This is a genomic window from Vibrio injensis (assembly GCF_001895205.1).
Taxonomy (GTDB): Bacteria; Pseudomonadota; Gammaproteobacteria; order Enterobacterales; family Vibrionaceae; genus Vibrio; species Vibrio injensis.
Genome location: NZ_BDJF01000027.1, coordinates 383,799 through 406,309 on the forward strand (window position 1 = coordinate 383,799; position 22,511 = coordinate 406,309).

General features: G+C 40.0%; 19 protein-coding genes. 16 read left to right on the top strand and 3 right to left on the bottom strand.

The features are described 5' to 3' along the window. Nucleotides 1-139: 139 nt before the first annotated feature. The 13 genes from BSR11_RS13820 to BSR11_RS13875 all read left to right on the top strand — a co-directional run bounded on the left by BSR11_RS13820 (nucleotide 140) and on the right by BSR11_RS13875 (nucleotide 13,928). Entirely contained in the window at nucleotides 140-2,659 is a 2,520-nt protein-coding gene (locus tag BSR11_RS13820) for a hypothetical protein (protein WP_072670918.1), read from the top strand. 151 nt (nucleotides 2,660-2,810) lie between these two features. Then, nucleotides 2,811-3,407 (top strand): hypothetical protein, encoded by a 597-nt coding sequence (locus tag BSR11_RS13825; protein ID WP_072670919.1) that lies wholly within the window; start codon nucleotides 2,811-2,813, stop codon nucleotides 3,405-3,407. Continuing rightward, entirely contained in the window at nucleotides 3,404-5,296 is a 1,893-nt protein-coding gene (locus tag BSR11_RS13830; RefSeq protein ID WP_072670920.1) for an FHIPEP family type III secretion protein, read from the top strand. Before BSR11_RS13825 ends, BSR11_RS13830 begins: the two co-directional genes overlap by 4 nt. A 9-nt stretch (nucleotides 5,297-5,305) precedes the next feature. Then, nucleotides 5,306-6,346, top strand: coding sequence for an EscU/YscU/HrcU family type III secretion system export apparatus switch protein (locus tag BSR11_RS13835; protein ID WP_072670921.1), 1,041 nt, complete (start codon nucleotides 5,306-5,308; stop codon nucleotides 6,344-6,346). Next, complete coding sequence (locus BSR11_RS13840) at nucleotides 6,330-7,088, top strand: OmpA family protein (RefSeq protein ID WP_072670922.1); 759 nt, start codon at nucleotides 6,330-6,332, stop codon at nucleotides 7,086-7,088. The genes BSR11_RS13835 and BSR11_RS13840 overlap by 17 nt, the downstream gene beginning before the upstream one ends. Then, nucleotides 7,078-7,473, top strand: a complete 396-nt coding sequence (locus BSR11_RS13845) for a hypothetical protein (protein WP_072670923.1) — start codon at nucleotides 7,078-7,080, stop codon at nucleotides 7,471-7,473. Before BSR11_RS13840 ends, BSR11_RS13845 begins: the two co-directional genes overlap by 11 nt. Then, nucleotides 7,460-8,461 carry a hypothetical protein gene (locus BSR11_RS13850; RefSeq protein WP_072670924.1) on the top strand — a complete coding sequence of 334 codons (1,002 nt, stop codon included), beginning with the start codon at nucleotides 7,460-7,462 and terminating at the stop codon, nucleotides 8,459-8,461. The genes BSR11_RS13845 and BSR11_RS13850 overlap by 14 nt, the downstream gene beginning before the upstream one ends. A 15-nt stretch (nucleotides 8,462-8,476) precedes the next feature. After that, on the top strand, nucleotides 8,477-9,121 hold the full coding sequence (locus BSR11_RS13855; protein WP_072670925.1) for a hypothetical protein: 645 nt from the start codon (nucleotides 8,477-8,479) through the stop codon (nucleotides 9,119-9,121). A 3-nt stretch (nucleotides 9,122-9,124) separates the two neighbouring features. Then, the gene (locus tag BSR11_RS13860; RefSeq protein ID WP_072670926.1) at nucleotides 9,125-9,337 is read left to right on the top strand and encodes a FliM/FliN family flagellar motor switch protein; all 213 of its coding nucleotides are present in this window, start codon (nucleotides 9,125-9,127) and stop codon (nucleotides 9,335-9,337) included. Nucleotides 9,338-9,350: 13 nt separating this feature from the next. Next, nucleotides 9,351-9,905, top strand: a complete 555-nt coding sequence (locus tag BSR11_RS13865) for a winged helix-turn-helix domain-containing protein (RefSeq protein WP_083545027.1) — start codon at nucleotides 9,351-9,353, stop codon at nucleotides 9,903-9,905. 293 nt (nucleotides 9,906-10,198) lie between these two features. Continuing rightward, nucleotides 10,199-10,345 (top strand): hypothetical protein, encoded by a 147-nt coding sequence (locus BSR11_RS17335; protein ID WP_167363664.1) that lies wholly within the window; start codon nucleotides 10,199-10,201, stop codon nucleotides 10,343-10,345. 524 nt (nucleotides 10,346-10,869) lie between these two features. Further along, nucleotides 10,870-12,501, top strand: a complete 1,632-nt coding sequence (locus tag BSR11_RS13870) for a methyl-accepting chemotaxis protein (protein ID WP_072670928.1) — start codon at nucleotides 10,870-10,872, stop codon at nucleotides 12,499-12,501. Nucleotides 12,502-12,869: 368 nt separating this feature from the next. Continuing rightward, entirely contained in the window at nucleotides 12,870-13,928 is a 1,059-nt protein-coding gene (locus tag BSR11_RS13875; protein WP_419796195.1) for an ElyC/SanA/YdcF family protein, read from the top strand. 164 nt (nucleotides 13,929-14,092) lie between these two features. Here BSR11_RS13875 and BSR11_RS13880 read toward each other — a convergent pair whose 3' ends face one another. Further along, a complete protein-coding gene (locus tag BSR11_RS13880; protein ID WP_072670930.1) occupies nucleotides 14,093-14,695 on the bottom strand; it encodes a Fic/DOC family protein in 603 nt (200 codons plus the stop codon). Between the two features lie 259 nt (nucleotides 14,696-14,954). Further along, a complete protein-coding gene (locus BSR11_RS13885) occupies nucleotides 14,955-15,677 on the bottom strand; it encodes an epoxyqueuosine reductase QueH (protein ID WP_240004074.1) in 723 nt (240 codons plus the stop codon). Nucleotides 15,678-15,957: 280 nt separating this feature from the next. On the opposite strand from BSR11_RS13885, the gene BSR11_RS13890 reads away from it, so the two are divergent. From BSR11_RS13890 to BSR11_RS13900, 3 genes are all read left to right on the top strand, one after another. Further along, a complete protein-coding gene (locus BSR11_RS13890; RefSeq protein ID WP_072670931.1) occupies nucleotides 15,958-16,881 on the top strand; it encodes a cation diffusion facilitator family transporter in 924 nt (307 codons plus the stop codon). Between the two features lie 87 nt (nucleotides 16,882-16,968). Continuing rightward, the gene (locus BSR11_RS13895) at nucleotides 16,969-18,357 is read left to right on the top strand and encodes a DEAD/DEAH box helicase (protein ID WP_072670932.1); all 1,389 of its coding nucleotides are present in this window, start codon (nucleotides 16,969-16,971) and stop codon (nucleotides 18,355-18,357) included. 130 nt (nucleotides 18,358-18,487) lie between these two features. Beyond that, the gene (locus tag BSR11_RS13900; RefSeq protein ID WP_072670933.1) at nucleotides 18,488-19,618 is read left to right on the top strand and encodes a conjugal transfer protein TraF; all 1,131 of its coding nucleotides are present in this window, start codon (nucleotides 18,488-18,490) and stop codon (nucleotides 19,616-19,618) included. A 135-nt stretch (nucleotides 19,619-19,753) separates the two neighbouring features. Here the strand turns inward: BSR11_RS13900 and BSR11_RS13905 are convergent, their stop codons facing one another. Further along, nucleotides 19,754-22,288, bottom strand: coding sequence for a zinc-dependent metalloprotease (locus BSR11_RS13905; protein ID WP_072670934.1), 2,535 nt, complete (start codon nucleotides 22,286-22,288; stop codon nucleotides 19,754-19,756). Nucleotides 22,289-22,511: the final 223 nt, after the last annotated feature.

Here is a 22,511-nt window from a genome sequence, read left to right on the forward strand (position 1 = left end):
CATTGTTTTGAACCCGCATCAAATGGCTTTTTGATTCGTGTAGATGGTTATCTGACCTTAGCTTGTGAAGAGCATAGCATAAGATATGATGATTTTCGCCGCATCACTATTCAATTACTAGAGACAATGAGGTTTTAATATGCCGTCATTCACACCTGTCAGTTCCCCTATATTCCCTGCCGGTTCTTCACTGCCTGCACTCGACGCTCAAATAACAAAAGTCAGTCCAAGTTCATCATTACTTACAAACCAACCCGTTAATGTAATGGTTAATCCGTCTCCGATTGCTCCTAATAGTGCATTACCTACCGAGTCTATACTAGCGAGTAATCAGGACAGTGATTCTTCATCTGAAAGAGCGGAAACTATTGAAACACCCGAACAAAAATTTAACAAAAAGAAAGTAAACACAAAGTCTAATAAATACGATAACAAATCTAAGGCAAAAGTCCATTTGGGCGCCTGCGCAGTGGGTAGCATTACCTTAGGAATACTTGCAGGACCGCTTGGGCTTATTTTTGCAGCGGCTTACATTAATGCGATGTGTGGGGTTATGTATGGAGGCTCTGAGTTTTATACGGGCGACAAAACTAATCAAGCAAAGAAAGAACCAGATCTTCAGCCTAAAGATACTCCGCATAAAACGACTCGAAATTTCAGCGTTCCTTCTTCAGAAGATGGGAGAATTCCCGATGAGACAGATGCTGGACGAGAAAAAGATCAAGACAGTAAAGATAATGTCTTTATTTTTGCTCCCGTGATTAATAACGACAACCGTACGACTATTCATGGTAACGTTTACTTTTTTAATCAAAATAATCAAAAAAATGATTCGTCAGCAGAGCCAAAAAGCTCATCGAATTTTTCTCAAACGGACAAGGAGACGAATACGACTCCAACGATGAGAGGAGCAAGACTGATTAGCCAACAAGAAGCAGAGCAATTAATTTCCCATTCATCAGTAGTTAATACTGCGGTTGAAAATGTGGATGATATTATTAACCAGTTTCATGGCGCTGAGCTCATACACGTTGATTTTCATGATGGAATGAACGCGATTGTTGATGCTCCTGAATCGCTCCGACACCAGATCTTATTACATCATAATGAAATCGGATCTCATACACCAACCTCAGCATCGTATAACGTGCAAGGTGCTGAAGATACCGGCGTTACAAGGAAGCGGCTTCTCCAATCTAACGTTTCCCAGCATCACCGAGGCGCTGATTTTGATGCTTTCATCGGTACACAAATCGCTCATTCCCAGGCTTCCGCTTGCTTGGTGGCGGATGAGTTACAAGAAAAACCGGTTATTGGGGCCACGGGGAGCCATCATTGGCAGCAAACCGAACAAGGAAGTTGGGTATTACAACCGAATAACCCAGCTCAAGCGCAAGCAGCATCAGCAATGGGAAGTTCGCTACAATCAACGCCAATTAACGCACCAGTGAGTGAGGGAGCGAATGACGTAACGAATGCTCAGACTGTAATTTCGACAACGAATAACATGAAGCGCAGCGATCATACTAGCGTAAAGGATAGTCCTCTAGCTAAAGCTGCTCTGCATCATCGAGGAGCCGATTTTGATGCTTTGATTGGTGAACAAATCGCTCATTCCCAGGTTTCTGCTCGTTTGGTGGCAGATGAGTTGCAAGAAAAGCCGGTTATTGGGGCCACGGGTAGCCATCGTTGGCAGCAAGCAGAACAAGGAGGTTGGGTATTACAACCGAATAACTCAGTTCAAGCGCAAACTCCATCAGCAATGGGAGGTTCATTACAATCAACGCCAATTAACGCGCCAGTGAGTGATGGCACGGATGCTCAGACTGTAATTTCGACAACGAATAACATGAAGCGCAGCGATCATACTAGCGTAAAGGATAGTCCTCTAGCTAAAGCTGCTCTGCATCACCGAGGAGCTGATTTTGATGCTTTGATTAGTGCACAAATTGCTCATTCCCAGACTTCTGCTCGTTTGGGGGCAGATGGGGTGCAAGAAAAGCCGGTTATTGGGGCCACGGGTAGCCATCGCTGGCAGCAAGCAGAACAAGGAGGTTGGGTATTACAACCGAATAACTCAGTTCAAGCGCAAACTCCATCAGCAATGGGAGGTTCACTACAATCAACGCCAACTAACGCGCCAGTGAGTGATGGCACGGATGATGTAACGGATGTTCAAGCACCAACTCTGACACCGGATTACGTCAAGCGTAGCGATCGTACCAGCACAGACTTAAAGAAAGTTATCAACGTTCATTTGACGTTTGATACTGAGAATTCTCATATAAATTTGGTTCCTACGACAAGCCAAGGTAGTCAGATAATTTCAGAAATTTTGCCACCGGTAACACCGGCAGATTTATCTAAAAAAATATCATCTTCCTGGACCAGAGTTATTTCTGAAGATGGTCAGGTTCGTTGGGTTAATCCGTTCCAATCTGCAGATCAATTAGTACTATTAACTGCAGGTCCTATTAGTGGTCTTGGGGGCAACTATACAAAAGGCACATGGAATAATCTACGCGATATAGAAGAACATCGAAAAAATCGGCTTAATAACCTTCAGAACAACCTAAGTTCTAAGGACTACAAAATGTTCAATATTCTCGATGGTAAGCTGGCTTGGCCGTTGCAGGAGGCAAACTTAAAGATTGCATAAGTAGTTGATTGCATAAGATGCCAACAGGTAAATGGCACTAAATTTTATAAAAAGACCAAATCAGGTTTATTCAGGTTTGGTCTTTTTTTTTCTTTTGCTTTGGCGATGAGTCTTAATTACTTTGTTCTTAATAGTAAAAGGAAGGTGTCCATTGTATATCGAAATAGAATCTGCAGATAAAGGTGTGCCTCAAATCACTTTTAAGCGAAATCTAAATACTAATATCATCAAAAAATCTGAACTGAATATATACCATGAAGCAAGAGCTTTATTGATGGCAATGGAAGACCATCTATCTGACTATCAAGCTGTATTAGAACAGAAAGTCATACAGATGATTGAAGATAAGGAGCAGTTTTTAAATTTTCGAATTAATAATACTTACCAATCAGTAGTCGAACAGTGGGTAGAACAACAAAAGCGTTGGTTAGATACCGCGGAAGAGCGTTTGGAGTCATTACTAGAAGAAGAAGAAAAAAAGATAAATCTTTTAAAAGATGAAATAAAAAAATCAATTATTTCAGCTATTCAATCAAGGATGACGAAATTGAGCCAAAGTGATAGCTTGATTTGCCATCTTATTGAATTCTTGCATGGTGAAGCAGAAGATGAAATGAAAACACTGAACGTTGATCATGTTCGTGATAATAATGGTGTTACACTTACTATCGAAAACCAAGATAGTATTATCAGTATCAGTACATCAGAACTTATTCATGAGCTTTATATCGGTTTGGAGCAGATATGATTCCGTTTTTTAAACGTTATCCAGTAATGTTTAACCCGAGTAGCGTTATTATTACTCTGTTATTACCGACCATTATCTTGGTAACTTTACCGGGTGTGGTAATTGATTCTTTAATCTTACTCAGTTTTATCAGTTCGATATTACTGTTAGTCATTATGTTAGAAAACGATCAACCATTGAGAGTCACATTTTTACCTACGGTGGTACTTTTATTAACAACATTCCGTCTATTGTTATCGATAGCGACAACTCGAAATATCATTGCTAATGAGGATGTTGGCCACGTCATTGAAACTGTTGGTGAGTTTGTCATGGGTGGCAACCTAATTTCAGGATTATTGATTTTTGTTATCATTACAATTGTTCAATTTTTAGTCGTCACTAAAGGCGGAGAACGTGTAGCCGAAGTGGGTGCTCGTTTCTCACTTGATGCATTACCTGGCCGACAAATGACTATCGATGGTGATCTAAAAAGCGGTTTGATCAGTGGTGAGCAAGCACAAAAACTTCGCGCAGATCTAAGTACAGAAAATAAACTTTTTGGCTCTTTAGATGGTGCAATGAAGTTTGTGAAAGGTGATTCAATTGCAGGAATTTTAATCAGTTTAGTGAATTTATTTGGTGGTATATATGTCGGTATTAACCAATTTGATCTTTCGTTATCGGAAAGTGTTAGTCGATTTTCAGTTCTGACAATTGGCGATGGATTAGTTTCACAAATACCAAGTTTATTACTATCGTTAGCGTGTGGTGTGTATTTAACTCGTATAAAAGGTGTTGAAGAAGATTCTAAACCTTTTATTGGTCAGTTAATGACACAAATCCGTTCTTTTTGGAAAAGTCTGTTAATTATTGGGGGCGTGATATTATCACTTGGTATAGTAAATTTAAATTTATTATATGTTTGTCTTCCCTTGGCTTTATTATGCACAATTCTTGCTCTAATTTTGCGCAGTAAGAATGCTGATATTTCTGGTACTGTAATTAATTTTGAACCAAAAGGAAGTGGAGTATTTGAAACTTTAAAATTCGTCTTGCGTGATAATCAGATGAAAATAGTTATTCAGCATCGGCTTGAAATGATGGAGAGGTCTATCTGGGGTCAACATGTTGGTATGCCAGCAATTATCGTAGATGAAGGACAAGAGCACGATATTGAAGTATTTGTATCGGATATTCTTATGTTCAGATTTTTACAGTCTGACACGAGTGATTTAATTGAAATAATGAATGATGAAGTTTTTCTCTTCAGTAATGATGTGCTAAAAAATATCTCCCAGATTGCAGATTACTTTATGCGCAGGCGCTTTGTTGATAAATATAATTTACAGTACACCAGTAATATTATTTTAGATTTAGCCAAGGAAAGTGAAGTTATTAAGAATGAAGTAGACGCTGCTATTGGACTAAATCGAGTGCACGATGTGTTAAAAGAGATGATTCGTTCACCTGAGTTTTATCTTGATCGCGTTAGTTTTTTTGAAGCATTGATTTATTGGTCTCGTATGGAAAATGAACCAAAAAATTGGTTGACGCGTATTCGTAATCAGGCTAAATATGAAATTACCTCTCGACTTATAAATGAAGATAATAAGATCCACGTTGCACTTTTGGACCCATTATTAACAGAGTTAATTGAGTCTTTTGTAGCAGGAGAAATAGAGGATGTAGATCAACTGATTGATTTACAATGCTCGCTAAGAAATGAAGTTTTACGTTTAACTCGCTTAAATGGTAACAAGCCCATTTTAATGGTTAATGATAATGAAATAACGAGTGTTAAGGCTTTCTTTCAAAAAGTAATGTCAACTTTACCAATATGCAGTCATAGTGATATCGCTGATTCCATTTATGTCGCTTCGTCTGAAGTTTTGCAAATTAAAGTTTAAGGATATTGTATGGAGTCAACAGAACCTAAAAAATATCCGCCTACTGAAAAGAAATTACGCGATTTAAAAAAAAAGGGTCAGTTTCCCAAAACGGAGCTCGCCGAGCCAACTTTTGAATTAATTGCTTTTGTATTGATATTTTGCAGCATGATTTTTCTAATGTTTGAGTATAACAACGAATGGTTTGAATTAATACTTTATTCGGACACTCAAGTTGGTTTTCATCTTGTAAAATCTATACTAGGTTTATTTATAGGCAGTGTGTTCCTAGTTAAATTAATAATGGCTGTAATAAATTGGGTGTTAATAAACAATACAGTAATAAATACTGAATCATTAGGGTTAAAAATAGAGAAAATTCATCCTGTTACTGGCTTTAAAAATATTTTTGGTATAGCAGCACTTTCTCGTTCATTACGTAAGGTTCTAGAGTTAATTTTTCTTATTTTTTTGATGAAGTATGTTTTTGATGTTACTCATGGTGAATTAAACATACTAAAAGAAACGAACAACAGTAGCGATTTTCTCTATAAGTTTTTATTTTATATTATAGTGGTATCAATAATTTATATCGTTTATGGTGTATGTGTTGGCAGTGTTGACTTCTTGATTGAGCGCTATCACTTTCATCAAAAAAATAGAATGACTTTTACGGAAATGAAGAATGAGATGAAGGAGACTGAAGGATCGCCAGAAATTAAATCTGAGCGAAAACGTAAAATGCGAGAGGTCATGGATTCTCCAATAGTTAAAGGTCGACAACCGACTTTTGCTTTGGCTAATCCCACGCATATCTTAGTTCCAATATGTTATGACTTAAACATTGATAGAGCTCCAGTTGTCTTACAGATTTGTACAGATTTTTTAGCTCAAGAGGAACGGAAACGTTTGCAAGAAATGCATGTACCTATTATTGAAAATAAGCAGCTTGCGCGCGCCTTCTATCATAAAATGAAAAATGGTGAAGATTTTATTCCTAAGGAATTTTATCATGATGTAGCTATTATTCTATCAGCACTCAAAAGGAAAAATAATGCAAAGAAAATATAAGTCAGGTTTTATTTTTTCAAGTTTGCTAACTCTGATCGCTTGTAGTAATCCAATACGTGATGACAACGTAGTCCTTGACTATGACTGGGAACCCGATATTTATAACCTCGTTTATTCTCATGTTGCCGATGTAGATAACCTACATTTTTGGGTACGGAGAGCACCTGAGTATAAGGACGGTTCTCCCCATCAACGTGGATGCATTGAAATTGCTCAACCTAAAATGTCTAACCGATTTTACATCGCTAACCTTAATAGCTATGGATTAACGGAAGTTAAGAGTTGTGAAGGTGATTATTCCGCATTTAATAATATTATCGCACCAATACAAAGTCGAGCATTTGATATGTCTGTATGGAGCAGCAACAATCGAATGACTGTAACAGAGCTTGATGGTGCCCATTGGTTACTAAAGTTTGAAAGCTTATTTGTTGTTAATCAGTACCAATTGACCGACCAAGGACGTCATACTCTTGTGCGAATGGTTAAAGAGCTACAGACCCTCCCTATTGAAAGCTTATTGGTTTATGGCGTTGCTGACTCGTCGGGATCATACGCAGTGAATCGACAGTTGTCCGATAAACGCTCACAAGTTGTACGTGAATTTCTAGTCGAAGAAGGGATGAGAAACATCCCTATTAATATTAGAGGAAGCGTTGAAAATGCACGTTCAACAGCGCAAGAACGAGTCACTCAACGTCGTTTTATGATTGAGGTAAAGTTAAAAAATAATGGAAAATAGACGATTCTCTTTATTAGCTAGTGAGTTTATTCAGTTTACTCAGGGTACTGTAATGAAAGTAAAGCTTGGTGAAGCTTTGTCTTGTCAATATGGTGAACGTCAGTGTCGTATTGAAGATGCTCAACGAGTCGGGTTAGCTAATCAATTGTTAATCTTGGTGGAAATCCCTGAATTGACAACACGATCAGAGATTGCTTTACATTTGAACGGTGAATTTCATCTTAGTTCAGATGGCTATTTAGCTCGCCTTAGTAACGGAGCTTTTTATTTTATTCGCCATCGCCCGATCACTGAATATCCACAAGAGCTTGTTCGTTATTTAAGTGAAAGTGTAAAGATTGCCGAATGCTTGAGTACAGAGATAAAAGATTATGTGGTTGATTGAGTTTGTTGGTGGACATTTACATGGGGTAAGGTTACCGCTCGAATCATCGTTAGAAATAACTGGAAACAAAGAGAGTAAAAATCTTGAGGCATTAATTGTGCCTGAAATTTTACCAACGGACATGACATTGTTGTTTGAACTGAATGGGGCAGTACCAGTAGTCAAAGGCTTTAATAAAAGTCATCGATTGAAGCGTTTATCTGCCAATCGAGTGTATTGTTTTGAAGGGTTAAGTTTCTTTTTATTTAAGGAAGGTTCGCGTTGTCCAAGTTTGAGGCGTTATCGTTTCCGAGAGTATCGAACTTTGATCGTATCAAGTCTTCTACTCAATATTTTACTGACTGGGTTGGTGTTTTTTTTGTTTCAGATGCAACATCAATCGATGGTCGTTGGTTACTTAAAACAATTAGGTTCGGGTTATCTTAAAGAGGGAAAACTGTATGTTTTTGAAGAAAAGTCATTGGTAGGTTTGCCCAATAGCTGGCTTAGTCATATTAACCTGGTGAGTAAAAATGATTATTTACGAGCATCTCAGTTAACTCTTGAATTAGTCTCTGCATCCTCAGGTAAACCTCTTGTCAGTAAGATTATTCAACGCGAAGGACGAGACCAGATACGAGTAGAAATCGATGAAATAGATAATCGAGTTATGACATTATTTGGTCAATATGGTATTAGCTTTAAAAAAATAGATAATGACTGGTTTGTTTCTGATCAAGGAATAGCAACTCAACTGTTAAGAGAATCTGGCCTACATCAGGTTTTAAGTCATGTTAGATCAAGAGAAGTCGAGGAAGAAATTATTTATGAAAAAGATTTCCCGTATTCAATTTTTTATTCTACGACAGCCGGTCGTTATATCTATAATTCCCAGGTTCGTTATTGGGAGGGTAGTGAAGTACCAATGCTTGGTACAATAAAAAGTATTAAACCTAGTAAAATAATATTTGAAGATGGTTTAAAAAAACGTTTGTTTTTAATTAAATAGAATTAGGATTATAGTATGACAATGATCAACCCTTATATATCCACTTCTACTAACTCTGAATTAGTAGATAAGGAAAAATTATCATTATTGAAAAATGATACTCCTCAATTTTTTAGTGAGGATACGAAAGAAAATTTATTTAAAACACTTTTTTCATCGAATACTAAAGATGCTCTATTATTAATTGATCAAATTTTATCACAATACACAAGTAATCAAACTATTAAAGCTGATCGTATGGCAAAAGATATTGAGAATAAAGCAAAAGCGATTGCTGAAATAAATCGTTTATGGGGGTTAATTATGCAAGATAACTTGCCTCATACTAACCCTACAGATAATGATAAAAAGACGCCGTTGGGAGATAGTGTTTCAGGTAAATATCTAGATGAAATAAATAAAATTATATCATCATCTTTAAGTGATAAGCAGGGAATAGCAGCTATTACTGGAAAAGACCTAGAAAATTCTAAGAAACATAATGTTAATTATAATGAGCTTCAGGCGATGAACGCTACGATGACCGCTTATTGTGACACGATTCAAGTAGATTTAGACAGTCACCAGCAGCTGTTTAAAAATATCATGACTGAGCTCTCTTCTACGCAAGAAGAAATTCGTGATGTACGTCGCTCGATCGTTGCTATAGCGAAGGGGTAAAGCATGAAAATTGCTATTGATGTTGTGATTGGTCATTGCACTATGACTTTAAATGAACTTCAACAGTTACAAAAAGGGAAAATAAAATCTCTTTCTGACTTTGTACAATCGCAAGTGATGTTGAAGAGTGGCAATGAATTAATTGCTGTAGGTACTTTAATAAAAGTTGATGATCAATATTGTGTCTCTATTGATCAGGTTAATAAAAATGATTGATGAGGACAAGCCTATGGAAAGAAAGTTTTTTCTAGGAAACCAAGTTGTTTTCGATACTTTAAAGGGCGAAATTTCTTCAGATTTAAAATCAGTCGGGCTAGGTAGTAGAGACGCTGCCATCTTGAAACTACTGTGTGAGCAGAGAAATAAAGTTGTTCAAAAAGAAGATATCCATCAGCATGTATGGGGTAAAGTTTTAGTCAGTGAAACATCATTGACAAAAGCGATTTCAAATTTACGAAAATCATTGTCTTTATTTGAAGAGTTGACTTGTCAAATTAAAACTATACCAAAAGAAGGGTACGTGTTAATACAAGAAGATGATGTCTCAGATAGTTTTTGGCTAGATGAACTCTCTACATTTGATATAAAAAATGTCATAAATGGAAAAGCAACTAATAATAATGATTTTCTTTATATCCCTAAAGATGAAAGAGATTTGTTTTTTTCTAAATATGAGGAAAAAAACTTCCCTGAAAATAAATTTTTTTTCTTCTATTCAGTCTCTGTTGTTATATTAATTTTTGCTTCTATTTTTTTGTTTTTCTATTGGGGGACTGTATTTTAGATATCTATAAAGGCGGGATCTAACTTTAGTCAATTCAAATGTTGGATTTTTTATATCCGATTGAATTTTTTAGATATTATATTGATCAGATCTTTTTGTTTTAACTACTGATTAAACAAAACGGTCATGATCAAATATTTAGATAAAATGTATAATTCCCTCTCACATATCAATTAGGTCAACCCCACGTTTGTGGTTGACCATGGGGATCTTACTTATCACATCTTAAAGAAAGAGGTAAGGGAAGCGATTAGAAGTTCGCTTGATGCATTCAATATCACGATTTTTTGCTGATGGCTGATACTCTTCGTTGTCAGGTAGAAACGCTTAAAAAAGTCGTTGATAAGGTAGGTAATATGTTGGTTGAGGTTAAGCAAAATCAGCCAGTACCGCTTAATGAAATTTATACGCAGTGCCATGCTTATGGGGTGTTGCCGTAAAAACACCCGAGTTTCACGCTACGCACAACAACAAAGGACATGGTCGTACGGAAGTTATGTAGTAAATGAGTTTTTGGTAAAAGAACGATTTTAGGATAACCAATCATGAGTGCTTGTTACGGTGTTTTTCAAGTGAGTTATCATGATCTAGCCCCTTAGGTGTGATGCATATTGCATTTAACTATAGTATTAAATTGCCACTCATTCATAGGTCGATTGAATTCATTATACAAAGCCATTTTTTCTACATAAAAACATAGAATTGAGATTCTAACTAATAAGTGCAATTCATGTTTTTTCATAAATCTATTTATAGCCAATAGTTGGTGACTATGATTGGTTTTATTGTAAAGATAACTAAATTTTAATTATAACTTTTTGTTCTATAAATGTTTTTTGGTTTAGATATTATTTTATAATTTTTCACTTGGAGGATTTGTACAGCAAGGTTTACATTTGCTCACCTTTTAAACTCAATTTTTAGTTTCTTTGAAAACTATCATCATCCATTTGGATAAACATTTATGCAATTTTCATTAAAAAATTTTTCTATTCGGGTGCAAGTTATGCTTCCCGTTTTAGTTGCTACATTCGCTTTAACGGTCAGCTTATGGATCATTAAAAATAATCTAGAAGGTGCACGAGAAAACGCTTCAGTGATGAGAGTCTTATATCAAGATCAAACGGATGCGCTATCCGTTAATGTCGTCGATGATATTAACGATATGCGCCTTCATGTGGCTGATTCTATAATCTCTCCAGCCATTCGAAAGGACCTCATGGCTAAATTACTACAAAGACAAAAAAACATCAGTACTCATTTAAAAATATTACAGCAAGATGAGTATTATCAAAGCGATGTACCTCATATTCTTAATCTTGTTGATGAGTTTTTAAATCGTTCAAAACAGATGCTCACATTTTTAGAACAGTATGAAGAAGGGACAGCTTCTGAGAGTGAATTTGTTGCGAAGAATGCTTCGTTTCGAGATCAGGCAATAGATTTACTCGCGACAGTTGTCAATGTCAGTAATAGAGCAAAGGAGCGTGAAGCGAAAGCCTATGCTGATATTGAGGCGTACGAACGTTATGAAATGAATGTTGCTATGGCGATTGTCTTGTCTGTGCTTGGGATATCATTGATGATTGCTTGGATGCTTTCAAAAATGATTGTTGCACCTATTCAGCATATTCAAGGAGTGATGCGTGAGTTGGCACAGGGGAATTTGACGGTCCGGGCAACAGTTGAGGGTAAAAACGAAATTTCAATTCTCAGTCAGGATGTCAATACCACCGCTTCTCAACTACATAGTATGGTCGATCATCTGAATCGAATCGGTGAAGAAGTGGCATCGGCGTCAACGGAATTAGCAGCGGTCATGACTCAAGCGGAATCAAATGCACAGCAAGAATTGTCTGAAGTTGAACAAGTGGCCTCTGCAGTGAATGAGTTGTCGAGCACGGCTGATAATGTCAGTGATAATGCCTCCGTTGCCGATTCGACGGCTCGTATGGCTGATGAATTAGCTAAATCCGGTTTGGCGATTTCTCAAGAGAGTGTTCAAGCGAGTGTTCAAATGTCGGAGGCATTGAACCATGCGGCAAGCTTAGTACAACGTTTGAAGGAGCAATCAGAGAAAATCAATGATGTCGTTGAAGTCATTCGTAACGTCTCTGAGCAAACCAATTTATTAGCGTTGAATGCGGCGATTGAAGCGGCTCGTGCTGGTGAAACGGGGCGGGGTTTTGCTGTGGTCGCCGATGAAGTAAGAATGCTCGCGGGACGTACAGAAAGTTCGACTAAGGAAATCGGCGTGATTATTGAGGATTTGCAAAATCAATCCGTTTTAGCCAATGATAGTATGCAAACTACGATTGAGATGTTGGCTCATAATAGTGAGTTGACCCAGCGTGTAAGTGATGCATTGGTTGGCATTTCAGAATCGGTTTCGGATATTAATGATTCTAATACTCAGGTCGCCACTGCAGCAGAGCAGCAATCACAAGTGACACAAGATATTAATCGTAACGTGGTTAACATTTCTGAGCTTGTGCATCAGAATGTCACTGGTATTAGCCAGAGTGCCAGTGCGAGTGCTGAGCTTTCGCAACTTGCTGAGAAGCAAAAAGCACAACTTGCCTTCTTTAAATTGTAAATTGCTAGTCTTGTGTGCAAAGCCGTATTACTCGAAAGAGAATACGGCTTTTTTAATAAGGTGGTTTACATTTATTTTGTGTGTGGATAAATGATAAATTTTCAGGAAAGACAGGCAGTGTACTACTGAAAAGTGTAGATCGATAAAAACCTTAATTTTCTAGGTGAAATTTCAGTGTGGATATAATCGGTTTTTGAGAGGTTGAGCCAGAGTTTAGCTATATTAAGTGCTTGAAAATAGTAATTTGCGAGTGATTTCACAATCATTATTTTGGGTAAATTTACAATGAAAAATTACTTGTTCATTTTTACTTAATAGAGAGTTAAGCCATGAAAAAAACTATTGTTGCTATGATGTTAGGTAGTGCTATGACGTTGGTGATGCCCGTTTACTCATTGGCGCAAACTCAAACGGCGGCAGTTCATTCTCGCGTTGACTACGCACAATTGGTTACTAAGCGTCAGGTTGTGGACCAATTGTTAGCGGATGCCGTTACTGCCTTTAAATCCCCCTCACGTATTTCTCATGCTGGTTTTACGGCCAAAATGCCGACGAACATGCAAATCGTCACTGAGCGATTATTAGAGGCCTATCAGCTTGAGCCTTACCGTACCGATTTATTAATTTCCGCAGCGAATGCTCAAATATACAATAACGACATTGATAGGGCACTCGATCTTTACCAGCAAGCGTTAGCTGTTGCTCCTGACGATATCGATCTTCATTCTTATCTTGCGGTGTGGTTAAGAGTCAAAGGGGATGAGACGAAATCAAAGCAACATATGAATGCATTGGCTAAGCTGAACCCCGGCCGTTTATCCGATTTACAGAAGATTTTTGCTGTGGTGGATCGAATATTAACAACGCCATTAAAAGAAATTGCACATCAGCCTAAGGCTGGAAAAAATGCGATTGTCACTCTGGGTTATGCACTCAACCCCGATGGTTCAATGCATGATATTCTGATTGCTCGTTTAGAAACAACGTTGACGATGGCGAAGGCGGATCCTAATGCCGTGATCATATTAACAGGCGGTGTTCCTCAAAATCATAAAACTGAAGGCAAACTGATGGCAGATTGGTTGAGAGAGAAAGGCGTCAACCCGAATCGCATTATTGAAGAGAACTACGCAACAAGTACGGTTGATAATGCATTATTCAGTAGCTACGCCTTAGCAAGACATAAAATAGATCATGCCACAATCATCAGTTCTGCTAGTCATGTCCGTCGTGGGCAGGCCTTATTTGAAATTACCAGTTGGCAAACCGGCCCTCATGGTATTACTTTTGATACGGTCAGTTATCCAGATAAACCACTTGCCGATTTAAAACAAGTTAGTCAATCTGAGTTATTGGGTATTTATCGTGATGCCTTGAGAACTTATGGTATGTGGAGCTACCGTTCTTATCCACTAGAAGCTCGCTAAGGACACGTCGCGTAATTTGTTGTTGCCTGCGGTGTTAGTGGTAACAACAAATTAGGTTTAATCTAATCGGTTGACACTGAGTATGCTTTGCTGGCGTATTTGGCTAACGAGTATCAGTTTATGTTGGCATTAATGAGGAAAGTTGTCGATATCGATAAAGCAATTTACAAGAGCTTGGTTTGGCTGATCGCTCTATCAAATAGTTCTTCGAGAAGCGATAAATTGCCGTGATAACCTTGAATATTGGCTTCAAGCCAGTGGTCTTTGGATACTTCAGGCCAATCCAGTTCATATCCTGCGACAAAAACTAACTCTTCAAAGAAAAAGCGTGTTGCTCTGCCATTACCTTCGCGAAAGGGATGAACGATATTAATTTCACAGAAAATATCAGCAATAAGATGTACAAACGCAGCTCTATCGACACAGTTACGTAGCTGAGGGATTCTTGCCAATTGGCGATTTAGCTCTTTTTCGATATAGAGGCAATTACAAAATCGGGTTGTGCCCTTGCTAATATCAACATCGCGGTATTTTCCTGCCCATGAGTAGACGTCTTGAAAAAGCACCCAATGCAGGGCTCGAAAGTGTTCAACGTCGAATTGCTCTAAAGTAGAAAGTTGGCTGACATAGTTGATGTATCGGTATTCAGAAAAGGCAGTTTCTGCTTCATGCAGTTCATCGCCGTCTTGAATATTCAGTTGATTTTTGAGTGTATCTGAATCGGGGTAGCAATAATGATCCCGACTGACGCCGTATTTATCTCGCATATCGGCGCTTTAGGGCTTCTAGGGTTGACGGTTTACCACTCGCGTTTAGGCCTTCGTAGGCAGTACTGACCTTAAAATTACTCAGCTTAGGCACAAATTTTCTTTCAATGGAGCGCTCTGGAATATCAATTTTGGCATGACTATTTTGCATATATTCACTCAACCTTATGATGTCACGTTGTCAGTGTAATGGTGTGGTTAATCAGGATCAAATGTTAAACGTAAGATTTTTTGGTTCGGTGATCTAGGAATAAGTGACTTACTCATCAGTATAATACTGCACACCAATTTGAATCCGTGGCCTATCATTGGCCACTCGCCAGCGGTTGGTATCACGCAGTGAGTAAATACAGCCGCAATACTCTTGTTGGTAAAAACGTTCTCGCTTGGCGAGTTCAACCATGCGACTTGCACCGCCTTGTTTGCGCCAGTTAAAAGTCCAGTAAGTCAGGTTTGGGTAACGTGCTGCAGCGCGTTGACCACAGTCATTAATTTGCTGCATATTTTTCCAACGCGAGATCCCTAAGCAACTGGTGAAGGTATCAAATCCATTTTCATGGGCATATAAAGCGGTGCGTTCAAAACGCATGTCAAAGCATTCGGTGCAGCGAATGCCGCGCTCAGGTTCCCACTCCATGCCTTTAACCCGTTCAAACCAGTTTGGTGCGTCGTAGTCAGCGTCAATAAACGGAATACCCAGCTTCTCGGCAAAACGAATGTTCTCTTCTTTACGGATCAAATACTCTTTTTCTGGATGAATGTTTGGGTTATAGAAAAAGACGGTGAGTTCAATCCCCGCGTTAACTATTCGCTCCATCACATCACCAGCGCAAGGGGCGCAGCAAGAATGAAGCAGGACTTTATTGGATACATTGGCGGTTTCGAGAACGATAGTTTGTAAAGTGGACATAAGAGTAAAGACATGATGGTGAATAAATAATGTTAACGTATTGTACCAATATGCAGTCAGTTTTCTAGTCATTAATGCTCAGTATAAAAATTGGATGAAAGTGGGCTCTTTTTTGGTTTTTGTGGTTTAAACATAACGATATTTTATGTTATATCCGAGTTTTAATTAAATACTAATAACAAGTAGTGATAATTGTTTCTATTCAATTTTATGGTGTTGTTTTTATTGATTTTTATCTTAATGATTTAGCATGCTTATGATTGTATTTTTTATAAAAATTATAGACGTATTGTGTAAAAAACTTGTGCTATGATTAGCGGCGGTGAGTTGGGTGTTTTTGTGGAGTTCGGGAATGAATCGTAAAACCAGCGCAGCACTTATTTCGGTGGGTTCTAATAGCACGCTAATTGTGATGAAAATGACGGTGGGCATTTTGAGTGGCTCGGTGAGTATCATTTCAGAGGCAATACACTCTGCCATGGATCTTATTGCGGCGTTAATTGCGTTATTTGCCGTTAGTACCTCAGATTTACCCCCAGACGATAACCATCCTTACGGACACAGTAAAATTGAGAACGTTTCAGGCGTATTAGAAGCGTTATTGATTTTGGGTGCTGCTGCATGGATTGTCTATGAAGCGATCAGTAAGCTGTTTAATCCTCAACCAGTGAGTGCTATCGGGTTAGGGGTGATTGTGATGCTGATTTCAGCTCTGGTGAATATCTTGGTTTCAAAACATCTTTATCGCGTAGCGAAAGAAGAAGAATCAATCGCGCTACAAGCGGATGCTCTGCATTTAAAGGCCGATGTATTAACCTCACTCGGTGTGGCGGTGGGACTATCAGTGATGTTAGTCGCTGGGTACTTAGGTTATGACTGGTATTTTATCGATGCGATTGTGGCCATCTTTGTTGCGGTATTTATTTCTCGTGAGGGAGTGAGCCTGTTGTGCGAAGCGTTTCATCCTTTGTTAGATCATCGTATTTCTGATGAAGAGTTGGCGCTGACTCGCCAAACCATTGAAACGGCTTGTGGATCAGAGATGAGTTTCCATCAGTTACGTACTCGTTACTCGGGGCGTCGTCGCCATATAGATTTTCATCTTACTGTACCTAAATCGATGTGTGTTGATGTTGCCCATCAACAATGCGATCAGATTGAAGCGGCGATCATGGCTGTACTGCCGAATGCGGAGGTGTTAATTCATGTTGAGCCTGATTATAGCCATTCAAGGCAAAGCGTTGTGAGCCGTCAATCGGTTGGTATTTGTAATTAACGGTTGCTACCCAATAGTAAAGGCCTCAAAATGGCGGACTTTGCGCGGTCTGCCGCGTTGTTTATTTATTACTATTGAGAATCATATATGGGTTTTACCTCGCTCGGTCTGTCTGCACCAATCCTTAAAGCTATTGAAGAAAAAGGGTATAACACGCCTTCGCCTATCCAAGTGCAGGCCATTCCTGCGGTATTAGAGGGCAAGGATGTCATGGCAGCAGCTCAGACTGGCACAGGAAAAACAGCCGGTTTTACTCTGCCCATTTTGGAGCTTTTATCAAAGGGTCCAAAAGCGAGAGCTAATCAGGTGCGCGCTTTAATTCTTACTCCTACCCGTGAGCTGGCTGCGCAAATTCAAGAAAGTATTCTAGTCTACGGTCGCCATTTACCGTTAAGCAGTGCCGTTGTATTTGGTGGAGTGAAAGTTAACCCACAAATGCAGCGGATGTGTAAAGGTGCAGATATTTTAGTGGCTACCCCTGGCCGATTGATGGATCTGTATAACCAAAATGCGGTTAAGTTTGATCAACTGGAAATTTTGGTTTTGGATGAAGCGGATCGAATGTTAGATATGGGCTTTATCCGTGATATTCGTAAGATACTGAAACTATTGCCAGAAAAGCGTCAGAACTTATTATTCTCGGCAACGTTTTCGGCTGAGATCCGAGAGCTTGCCAAAGGCTTAGTCAATAACCCGGTTGAAATTTCAGTCAGCCCTGCCAACTCAACGGCAAGAACCGTTGAACAGTGCATTTATCCGGCTGATGTGAAAAAGAAACCAGCCATGTTAGTTAAATTGGTCAAAGAGGGTAATTGGCAACAAGTGTTGGTGTTTATGCGTACCAAACATGGTGCTAACCGCTTAGCAACGTATTTAAATGAACAAGGTTTAACTGCGGCGGCGATCCATGGTAATAAAAGTCAAGGCGCACGTACCCGTGCGTTAGCCGATTTTAAAGCGGGTGATATCCGCATTTTGGTCGCCACCGACATTGCTGCACGTGGTATCGATATTCCTCAACTGCCACAAGTAGTCAACTTTGAATTGCCTAAAGTGGCTGAAGATTATGTCCATCGTATTGGACGTACTGGTCGTGCTGGAGAAGTGGGCAAAGCGGTCTCGTTTGTGTGTCAATTGGAAGCGCCAGAATTATTTGCCATCGAGCGTTTAATTCAAACGGTGTTACCACGAGTCAGCTTGGCAGGCTTTGAGCCTAGCAATGCGGTGCCTGAATCAAAGTTGGATACACGACCTTTAAAACCTAAAAAGCCTAAAAAGGTAAAACAGCCAGCCGAGGCGGTTGCGGGACAGAAAAATGCAGGTCACCGCGGACAAAGATCCAATGAGGCTCGACCTGCGAATAAATCTAATCCTAATTCAGCAAAAAAGAGTCCGTCCCATCGTACGCGTCGCCCTTCATCGACAACCAAAACGTCGACGGCTAAACCTGCACCTCGCTCAGCGAAATCAAACTAAGCGAATAATAGTCGCGCACTCATTTTATCAATAAGCGTGCGCGGTTAAAAAAATGGACAGTAATTTAGCGAGTTAGCTTTTCGTGTATTAACCTTATTGATGAGTGTTTTCACGTACAGGTGATAAGGATATGCAAAAATACACACAACTGGCAGTGGTGCTTGGGGCGTTTTTTTCTGGTTCTGCGTTAGCGGCGAATGCGGTCGCTGATGCGCGAGGGAATGCAATGGGTAATACAGGGGTGACCACCTCTGATTATCTATTAGCGCCGTTTTATAACCCAGCGTTAACCGCGGTTTATCGTAGCCGAGATGACTTTGGCGTCTTATTACCCGCCGTCGGTATTAACCTGCGCGATAGCGATGATAATTTATCGACGATTGATGATTTACAAGATGTGATCAAAGCGTTTGAAGCTGGTGATACTTCGCAAGCAACGCAAGATCGATTGAATCGTTATTTAGATGACTTAAATAACAATAAACCTTTTGCGGTGTCTGGTGGTTTAGGTGTTGCCGTCGCCATTCCGATGAACCGAGTTTCATTAAACTTTTTTGCGCGCGGCTACGTTGAGATCCTCGCGAAAGCACAGATCAGTGATGATGTTGATCCGGTCACTCGCTATCAAGACTCCAGTGTTGATCTCATGGCCTTTGGTTATTCCGAATACGGGCTTGCAGTGGCTAAAATGGTGCAGTATCGCGGCCACCAATGGGCTATCGGTGTAGCGCCGAAAATCCAACAACTCAAAACTTATCAACAGAGCTTAAGTGTTAAAGAATTTGATTTAGATGATTATGATCAGAGTGAAACCAGTGACAGCGCTTTTAACCTCGATTTAGGTGTCGTGTGGCTAAAAGATAACTATCGCGCAGGTGTGGCGGTAAAAGATCTGTTTAGTCAAAAAATCACGACATTTAATGGTATCAACCAATACAAATTGGATACTCAAGTTACCGTATCGGGTGGTTATGTCACCGATGCTTTCACCGCTGCTGTGGATTTAGATCTCACCAAACAATCTCGTTTTGACGGCAAAGGGGATGATACCCAGTTCTTACGCTTTGGTATTGAAGGTAATGCATGGCGCTGGGCGCAATTACGTGCTGGTTATGAGATTGATTTAGAAAGTAATCTTGATAATGCTATTACCGCAGGTATTGGTTTTAGTCCGTTTGATGTGGTGCGCTTTGATTTAGCAGGGAACTACGCTGGTAAACATCAGATGGGGGTTGCCGCTAACCTTTCGCTGACTTTTTAAGCTGATATTTATCGCGTCATTGTCTTTAGAGTGATGCTCTTTGCTAAAATAGAGATAAAGCGGCGGGCAATATGTCCACCGCTTTGACATGTATAACCGCTTCAGGTCTACTCGACGTTGAAGCGGTTTTTTATTTTATTTCAATGCGTTATTTATCATCTGATTAATAAACTGATAATGATTTTTCACTTCATCGCTCACGTGTCTTGAAAGGCGCATTTTACGAATCGCGTGGAGTTGCGCTAAAGCCTCAGAGCGAGTCACAAAATCGTGCTCACTTTCATTCTCTTTATCAAGATTTGCGATCACAATCAGACGTTGTACATAGCTAACCTGCAGCATTTGACTGATGCTGTTGACTTGTCTGGCATCGACAAAAATAGCGTTAGTTAATTCACTGAGCATCTGATTGACGCTGTATTGGTTACCATACAATCGACTATCGCTGAGACGCATCGTGACGTTAGGATGCAATAGATGATCGAGGACCATTTGCTGCATAGCAAAGAGGCGTTGGTGAGGTTTCGGATCCTCATTGATACCGTATCGATCAAATCCGCGTCGTTGAGGCTGCATATAATTGAGTAGCGGCATCATCTCTTGTAAGACATCAGGGGCAAAGACATAGTTGGCTAAAGTACGCATTGCGCGCTGTTGATCAGCAAGGGCGACGGGAGTAAATGGTTTGACTTGTGGATCTTGTCCAACCACCGCTCGCTCAACATAAATACCACCGATATAGCGCGAAACAACATTGGCCTGATTGAGATAGTGATTAAAGAGCACATTCGCGCTGATCAATAACTGCTGATGAGATTGACCAGGTACGCGCGCCGTTTGCAATAATTGAGGATAGGTGTGCTTAATCAGCTCAAAACGTTGCGTCGCATAGGTAATAGGATCTGAGCTGTGTGCGCCAATCATTGCTCGAGGGTCAATGTGGACGCCAGGAAAGCGCATATCATCCGCATCGTTAGCAAATGCCAATTCAGGTTGATGGGAACGCTGTAAAATACTTTCTAGGCGTTGTGACTCTTGTTCAGGATCGGCAAGGGCGGGAGAGTAACCATATTCAATCGCCCAGATATCGTAAGGCCCAGGTAAGTAACTGTAATAATCACCTTGAGGTTTACCTACGGGGGCTAAGTTAATCGGCGCGTAATCCATTACCGATCCCGACAAAACCCCTTTAGTGAGTGACTTATCATGAATTTGCTCATTATCCCATAAAGAGTGTGACTTCATATTATGGCTCAGCCCCAAGGTATGCCCGATTTCGTGCATCACTAAATGGCGTAAACCTTGTTGTAAACGCTCATTGTCGGCAAAGGCTTTGCCAGTCGGTAAACCATAAGTTGCTCTTGCCATCATCAAATCTTGCTGTAGAGAATGCGCGGCAGAGCAATGCACTTGTTGTCCGTTAATGGTATGAGTGTGCGTTTGCTGAGTTTGATTGACAGGCGCGAACACTTGCTCGGTTAACCAAACATTAGACAGAAAAATATGCTCTAACATGATGTTTGCGGCAATAATTTCACCGGTTAAAGGGTTCGCCAGCGAAGGGCCGTAACCGCCAAACAGAGGTTGAGGAGAAGAGGTCCAGCGTAGTACGTTATAATTAATATCTCCCGCTTCCCACTCGGCATCATCCGGCTGCTCTTTGACGACCAGTGCATTTCTAAATCCCGCAGCTTCAAAGGCGATATTCCATCCTTCTACTCCTTGGCGAATCGCCTCTCGCCATTCATGAGGAGTGGTATTTTCTATCCACCACACAATAGGTTCTACGGGTTCTGAGAGCGCTTGCTCTGGGTGTTTTTTCTCTAAGTGCCAGCGATTAATCACATCACCATAAGGAGCCCAACTGCTATCGGTCATCCGATCAAACGATTGAGTAAAGTAGCCAATTCGCGCGTCATCGGCGCGTGGTTGATAGTTATTCTCAGGCAGTGCAATCAATGAATGTTGAAGACGGATTTGCGTGATCCGTGCATCGGCTTGAGCAGCAGAGCTCTCTTGTGGCTCATTGTTTAAGAATACATAGTCGATCACCACGTCGACATTACGCGGATAGACGCGCTCTGCGCTAAAACGCGAGCGATGCTCGAGCAGTTCACCCATCATGAACCCTGCTCCTGATGAACGTCGGTCGAGAGTAGGCGTCAGTTTATGCAGTGCATCACCGATGAATAATCTATCCGCGCTTAGTAGGATTTGTCCTTCTTCCTCGGCAATGATTGGTAGGGTTGCCAGCGTCGCTTGACTAATATTTGCGTTAGCTGCTCGGGATAGAGGATTGTTGGGATCAAATTGAAAACGAGGATTCAACGCAACGATATCAATTCTATCGAAATAACGACGAAATTCGATGACGCGAGTTTCACGAAAGTTGCCCCGAAAATGCCCTGCTTCAACAATACCATCCAGACTTTGGGCAAGATAAATCATTGGCTGATTGAGCTGTGATTCATTGATGGCAAATAGCGTCTCACCGGTAGTTTGGTCGCGATAAAAATTAATGAAACCTTCTTTATGACTCATGGTTTCAACGATACTGCTGTAACTCATGGAGTCATCGACAGTAGGCTCTTCAGCCCATAGTGGCGAGGAACTTAATAACGCTCCAGCAAGTAGCGCGGTAACTAAACGTTGACGAGAATGCATTATCATGCGGTAACGGTCCTTTATTATTGGAGGATATACCCTTCCTATTGGAGACGGTAGCGGTGTTTACTGTGAGCCTTTACCCTAGTCACCGAGTTATCTGTGTCTAGGGAATAATTAAACTGGCTAACTATCTGCAATGCCAAGTCGATAGACGCACAGGCAACCACACACTTCAAACCTAGCTCATTGAATAGTCGCGAGTATTGAGCTCGGCTATCAGACCATT